Annotated in this window: 2 protein-coding genes; both read left to right on the top strand. The window is 40.7% G+C overall.

The genetic code is table 11. The annotated features are described in order from the left end of the window. The first annotated feature begins 176 nt into the window (after nt 1–176). Nucleotides 177–4700 (top strand): right-handed parallel beta-helix repeat-containing protein, encoded by a 4524-nt coding sequence (locus tag QME58_13810; GenBank protein MDI6804891.1) that lies wholly within the window; start codon nt 177–179, stop codon nt 4698–4700. 27 nt (nt 4701–4727) lie between these two features. Beyond that, nucleotides 4728–6713, top strand: a 1986-nt coding sequence (locus tag QME58_13805) for a cohesin domain-containing protein (protein ID MDI6804890.1), incomplete at its 3' end; no start/stop codon positions are given.

Here is a 6713-nt window from a genome sequence, read left to right as displayed (position 1 = left end):
CAAATATACGTAAAATATTTTTTCTACAAAATTCGGCGAGTTTCTAGAGATGCCCAGGTAATAGATACAATGGAATTTTAATTGCCTTTGGGGGCAACAACAATAATTTGACTTTAGATACAATTAATGTTCCTTATATATTCAATAGCCATTATACAGTAAATTCAGCCGGGAGTTTGAGAATTTCATCATCTAATATTATAAAGTTCAATGAAAATGTGCATTTGATGGTGGATGGAACATTAATAGCGGATGCAGGTGTGGGGCAAAACATATTTTTTACAGCTTATACTGACGATACAATCGGCGGCGATACAAACGGAGACGGGAATGCTACTAATCCTGTAACGAGATATTGGGGTTCTATCCAATTTAGAAATTCGAGTATTGATACAGCTTGTATAATACGACGCGCTAATATTTCTTACGGCGGCGGTAATTACTGGGAAGAAAACGGCGGTGTAAATATTGATAACGCAAGTCCCATCATCGATAATTGTACCTTCTCAAATAATTTCTATGGAATAATGGTAACTGGGATTTCCTCACCTGTTATCGCTAACAATACAATTAATTCCAGTCAGCGATTACCGTTAGTAATGTCGCTTACTTCTAATCCTGTTTTTAACAATAATACTTTTTCATTTACAGGGGCTATTTACAATAATGCAATCGGATTATTTGGCGGTGTAATTCCTGCTGGTGCCTTCATCCCTGTTCGTTCGGTAACCGGTATCTCTAATCTTACATATGTATTGCTTCAGGATGTAGTGGTGCCGCCGGGTAGAACTTTAACAATTCAAAAAGGTGTTGTTCTAAAAGGAATTACACATGGCAATCGCTTGGCTGTACAAGGGAAATTAGTCGCCAACGGAAGTGCCGATAGTTTAATCGCAATAACTTCTATAAAGGATGATACATTCGGAGGCGATACCAACCGGGACGGTACAGCGACAACACCGGTGAGAACTGATTGGGGGGGAATAATCTTTGAAGCAACGAGCGACACGAATTCGATACTGAATCATTGCCGGCTACGTTTTGGTCAGAGCCACGTTGGCGAAGGTTTGATAACAACTGTGAATGCGAGTCCGACAATTTCAAATTGTATAATTACTGACAATGTTTATGGTATATACGCGTCGCAACTTTCTAACCCAAAAATTTTAAATACCACGATAACGAACTCACTATACACACCGATCGCGATGTCGGTTTGTGCAAACCCAACTCTTAGCGGGCTTACGTTTATAAATCCGGCGTGGACAGCCATCGGAATCATCGGTGAAAATTTAGCAATCAATGGAACTATTAAACGGCGGAATGTAGCCGGTTTCAATAATATTACATATCTCCTGCTTGGACATTTAACAATTAATACCGGTGTTTATGTTACAGTAGAACCTGGTGTAGTAGTGAAAATGAATGACGGAGTACAGGTTCTTGTAAACGGTGGTTTCCAGGCAAAAGGAAATATTGCAGATGGTCAAATTGTGTTTACAGGATTTCGAGACGATAACGTCGGTAATCCTTTTGATACGAATAACGACGGACCTGCAACCTCGCCCTCGAGAGGAAATTGGGGCATGATAAAATTTCAGGCAAGCAGCGATGATGCTTTTTGTTTGTTAGATAGCTGTCAGGTAAAATTTGCAGATGCTTATGGCTGGGGAGCTGTATCATTTACAGATGCGAACGGAAAGCTTCTTAATTCTACTATCACAAATTCAAATCATTATGGCGTTCGGTTTGATGAAACTTCCACAACACTTGTAGATAATGTAAGTATCAGTGATTGCCGACTCGACCCGTTTGCAATGTCGTTAAAGTCGGACCCGACTTTAACAAATATTACATTTGCTGGAAATGGTTCTCAAGGTATTCGGATTTTAGAAGGCGACCTTCATACAAACGCTTTACTAAAAAAACGTGATGTTGCAGGTATAAATAATATTGCTTACATAGTTCACTGGCTTACTATACAACCGAATGCAGTACTAACGCTTGAGCCGGGTGTAGTTATGAAATTTATTGACTGGAGTTATGGGCTTTATGTATATGGCGCACTGGTTGCCAACGGAACTCCAACCGAAAAAATTGTTTTCACTGCTATTAGAGATGATTCAAAAGGCGGCGATACAAATAATGACGGCAGCAACAGCTTTCCGGGTCGCGGACATTGGTTGGGTGTATTATTTTATAACTCAATTATTGACTCATTGAACTCTCTCAAACTGTGCGAAATACGTTACGGTGGTAGTGGGTACGGAGGATATGGAAATTGGGGAAATGTAATTGTTTCCAACTGCCGGGCTAAGATTGATAGCTGCGATATTGAACATTCAAATACTTCCGGACTTGGAATTTATGGCGGCGCCCAACCGGTCATAACAAATACATTAATTAACAACGTAAGCCACACGCCGGTATTCATGAGCTTGTTTGCGAATCCGACTTTTACAAATGTAACTGCTTTGAATGTGGGCTATATGGCTATTGGTTTGTTACCGGAAACTTTTAACACAAACGCATCTGTAGTCAAGCGGAATCTTTCCGGTTACACAAACATCAGCTATATGATATACCAAGGACTAACAATTAATACCGGTGTAACCATTACGATTCCGGAGGGCGTTGTATTCAAAGGTGGAGTTATGCAGGTTAATGGTGGACTTGTTGTAAATGGAACTTCGGGGCAACCGGTAGTTTTCACGAGCGTAGCTGACGATAGTTATGGTAACCCGCTCGATACTGAAGGGAACGGCTTTCAAACTCCCGTAATTGAGGGATTATCGCGAATAGTTTTTGCAGACGCAAGCATTGATGCTAACTGTTCATTACGCAACACCATCGTGCGTTATGCCGATTACGGAATAAATATTAATCAGGCATCTCCTATATTATCGAACGTCCACTTCGATAAAAATAATGGGGGAATTTATATGAGTGGGGTATCTCAACCTGTTGTCGATAGCTGCGTATTTCACAATCTTACATATTCACCATTGATATCATCGTTAGTATCTTATCCGAGTTCTACAATCGGCAACAGCATATCGGGTTCTACCTGGCGAGGAGTGAGGATAATTGACGAAACATTATCTCAAAATCTTACATTACCGATACGAACATTCGGCGGAGTAAAAAACATCCCGTATATTTTTGGATCTTATACAGTCGGTTCAGGTGCAGTATTGACGATCGAGCCGGGTGTGATTTTGAAATTTGTTCAAAACGGAAGTATGGTTGTTCGGAAAGGATTGATCGCTGAAGGTGGCTCAACCTCGGATAGCACTATAGTATTTACTTCATTATTGGATGATTTTTATGGCGGCGATACGAACGCAGATAGTAATCGCACAAGCCCATGGGTTGAATATTGGGGGAGTGTTCGGTTTGAAGACGAATCGAACGACCCGTTATGCAGAATCAGAAACGGTGTATTCCGATTCGGAGGGCATTCAGCGCTTGGTCGAGGAGCGATATATACAAACAATGCAAGTCCAATTATAACACGAAGCGCTTTTATGCAAAACAGGAATGCTCTTTATGCAGTCGGCTCTTCAAATCCTGTTATCAATTATTGCGATATATACCAATCCACCGAAATGGGTATCTTCAATCAAAATAAGGTTTTCAATATTGATGCGAGGAACAATTGGTGGGGAGATAATTCAGGTCCAGCTCATGCATCAAATCCCGGTGGTGTTGGTAATGGTGTAACTGATAGCGTAAACTTTATGCCATATCGAACGATAGGTTCATTAAAGCCCAAAGCCGGTGATGTCAGTTTGAATGGAGTAATACAAGCTTACGACGCCTCTTTAGTTTTGAAATTCGTTGTCGATTCAGTAGCGTTCCCGTTAAACGCCATCCAAAAGCAGGCTGCGGATGTAAGTGGCGAGATGGGAATTACTTCTTTTGATGCTTCATTAATTTTACAATATGTAGTCGGAAAAATTACATCATTCCCGGTAGAAAACCTTGGAAAGAAACTACCTGTAATTTTGCCGAAACTTACGGTATCCGAAATCAAACTTGGCAGCGCGATTCTTAACGGTGGTACAAGTATGACTCTTCCAATCCAATTTAGTAATGTAACAAATCTGGCGAGTATCGATTTATCGCTTCAATTTGATACTCAATTGTTTACACTTAAAAACACTGAGACAACTTCATTACTTTCCGGAATGACATTGAATCAGAAGTCTTCGGCGGGTGAAATCAATGTCGCTATTGCAGGCTCTGAATACATTAAAGCAGATGGAAATGTTTTATTATTGACATTCGACATCAATAAAGATATTAAAGGCAGTCTGAAATCTTCATTCGAGTTTACGCGAGTACTTTTGAATGAAACAGATTTTACAGCTTTAGCGAAGGCGGATGAGATAATGCTAAGCGATATACCTATCGAGTTTTCATTGAACCAAAATTATCCGAATCCATTTAATCCCTCTACAACTATTCGATATCAAATTCCGGGAGATGGACAAGTAAATATAACCGTTTACGATGTAGTGGGAAAACTAGTAACAACACTCGTTGATGAGCAGAAGGATGCCGGTTCCTATAGCGTGGTTTGGAATGGTAGAAATGATGCAGGTGTGGAAGTCGGAAACGGTATGTTCTTCTATAAAATAACCGTTAAAGGAAAAACTAATTTTACAGATGTGAAAAAAATGCTCCTTACTAAATAATTCCATTAAAAAGAAGGAGCCAAAATTATGAAACGCTTATTATTCATATTAATCTTTACTGCCGTGGTTATTCAATTATCTGCGGCAGGTCCGGTTCGCATTTCTGTAAAGGATACCACAGTGTTGCGCGGGACGACGTTTCTGTACGCCGTTAGCGTAGATAGCAGTTTGAACGGTTTGAATGTAACTTCTTATGAGTTGGAGTTAAATTTCGACCCTAACGCAATCCGCATTGAGAATGTCATCTCATCTGGTTCACTTACAGAAAGCTGGGGCACACCTATGTTCAACATTGCTGGCGGACGCATTATAATTGCAGGCGCTGGTACTGAAGCACTTACTAATACAGGAACTTTAATTTATATACAGATTTCTGCCGCTTTAGGTTTGCCGCATAATGCAACCGGAATTACATTTGCAAAAGCTATGCTCAACGAAGGTAATCCTGCAACTATTACCCGTAACGGGACAATCCATATTCAGCCCCTTCCGGTTATAACAGTTCATCCAGATGTATCATTGCTGACGGTTGGCGAAACTAATCAATTTAGTGTTTCCGGTGGAATTGCTCCGTTTGTCTGGTCTGTTACAAATCCATCTATTGCTACTATCGACAGTAACGGACTTTTAAGAGCTGTCAGCCACGGTTTTTGCAAAGTGATAGCGAGAGATCAAAACGGGACAATTGATACTTCGGGACAAATCGAAATTCGCGCATTCAAATTAACTATCCGCGATACTACATTTATTCAAGGTCGTTCGTTTTTGATGCCGGTTTATGTTACCGACCTAAGCCAGGTGGATATTTCTTCGGGTCAATTTTCTGTTTCGTTCGATCCGAATTTGGTAACAATACTCGGAACAACAGAATCCGGATCATTGCTAGAGCAATTCGGGCAATCGACCATTCAAATTATTTCCGGTAAAATTATGCTCTCGTTTGCCGGCACTTCACGGTTGAATGGCGCTGGTACACAAGTGCTTGTCTATCTGAATTGTCAGGCAACGAGTATTTATACCGGTGGTACAGGTTTTAATATCTCCGATTTGATATTCAACGAAAGTCTCTACGGTAATATCCGGAATGGAAGTTTGAATGTTCTGAACAGGTCTATTCTTTCGGTAAATCCACTGACGGCTACACTAGTTGCCGGCGATTCGCTGCAATTTAATACAGTAGGTACTATAAACCCGCCGCTCGTTTGGAAAGTTTCTGATTCATCTGCCGCTGATATTTCGAGCACAGGATTATTGCGTGTTAAAAGAAGCGGCATTATTAAAGTGTCGGTTGAAGATTCGGTCGGTGCAATCGGCACAAGCGGCAATATCACTCTATACGATATTCGGGTAAGAGTTATGACCGATTCGGTTGGTGTGGAGGGGTGGGCACATCTCGGAATTTACATTGAACGTTACCAACCTGGAATATTCTCGGCTCAGTTCAAAATTAATTTCAATCCTGCATACTTCGAACCTCTAACTCCGCTCACTGTAGGAACAATGAGTGAAAGCTGGTCGGTTTCTGGTTTTTCATCGGTTGCTGGGTCAACTACGATTGCCGCAGCGGGAAGCGATGCCGTGAATAATTTTGGAATTTTATTGAAGGTCCGACTTAAAGTGTTGTCTTCTACACCCTACGGAACAAATCCTGTATCTATTTCCGATCTGTTATTCAACGAGGGAAAACCTGTAGGTTTAACTTTCGATGGAAGTATCGTTGTTGACTCAAGGGTTGGTGTTGAAAATTATATTGGCACAATTATTCCTACGAATTATTCTCTCAAACAGAACCATCCCAATCCTTTCAACCCTACAACAATTATAAATTATCAATTGCCCCCGCCTGACGGACGGGCAGGAATTGACAATTGGGTAACTTTGAAAGTCTATGATGTTTTAGGACGTGAAGTAGCAACACTTGTTGATGAGTTTAAAGAGGGTGGTTATTATGAAGCAATTTGGGATGCAACAAATATTCCGAGCGGTGTATTTTTCTACCGAATGCAGACTGGT

The sequence above is a fragment of the Bacteroidota bacterium genome (genome assembly GCA_030017895.1).
Taxonomy (GTDB): Bacteria; Bacteroidota; Ignavibacteria; order UBA10030; family BY39; genus JASEGV01.
Note: the sequence above shows the minus strand (reverse complement) of the source record. Positions and strands in the feature narration are given on the sequence as shown.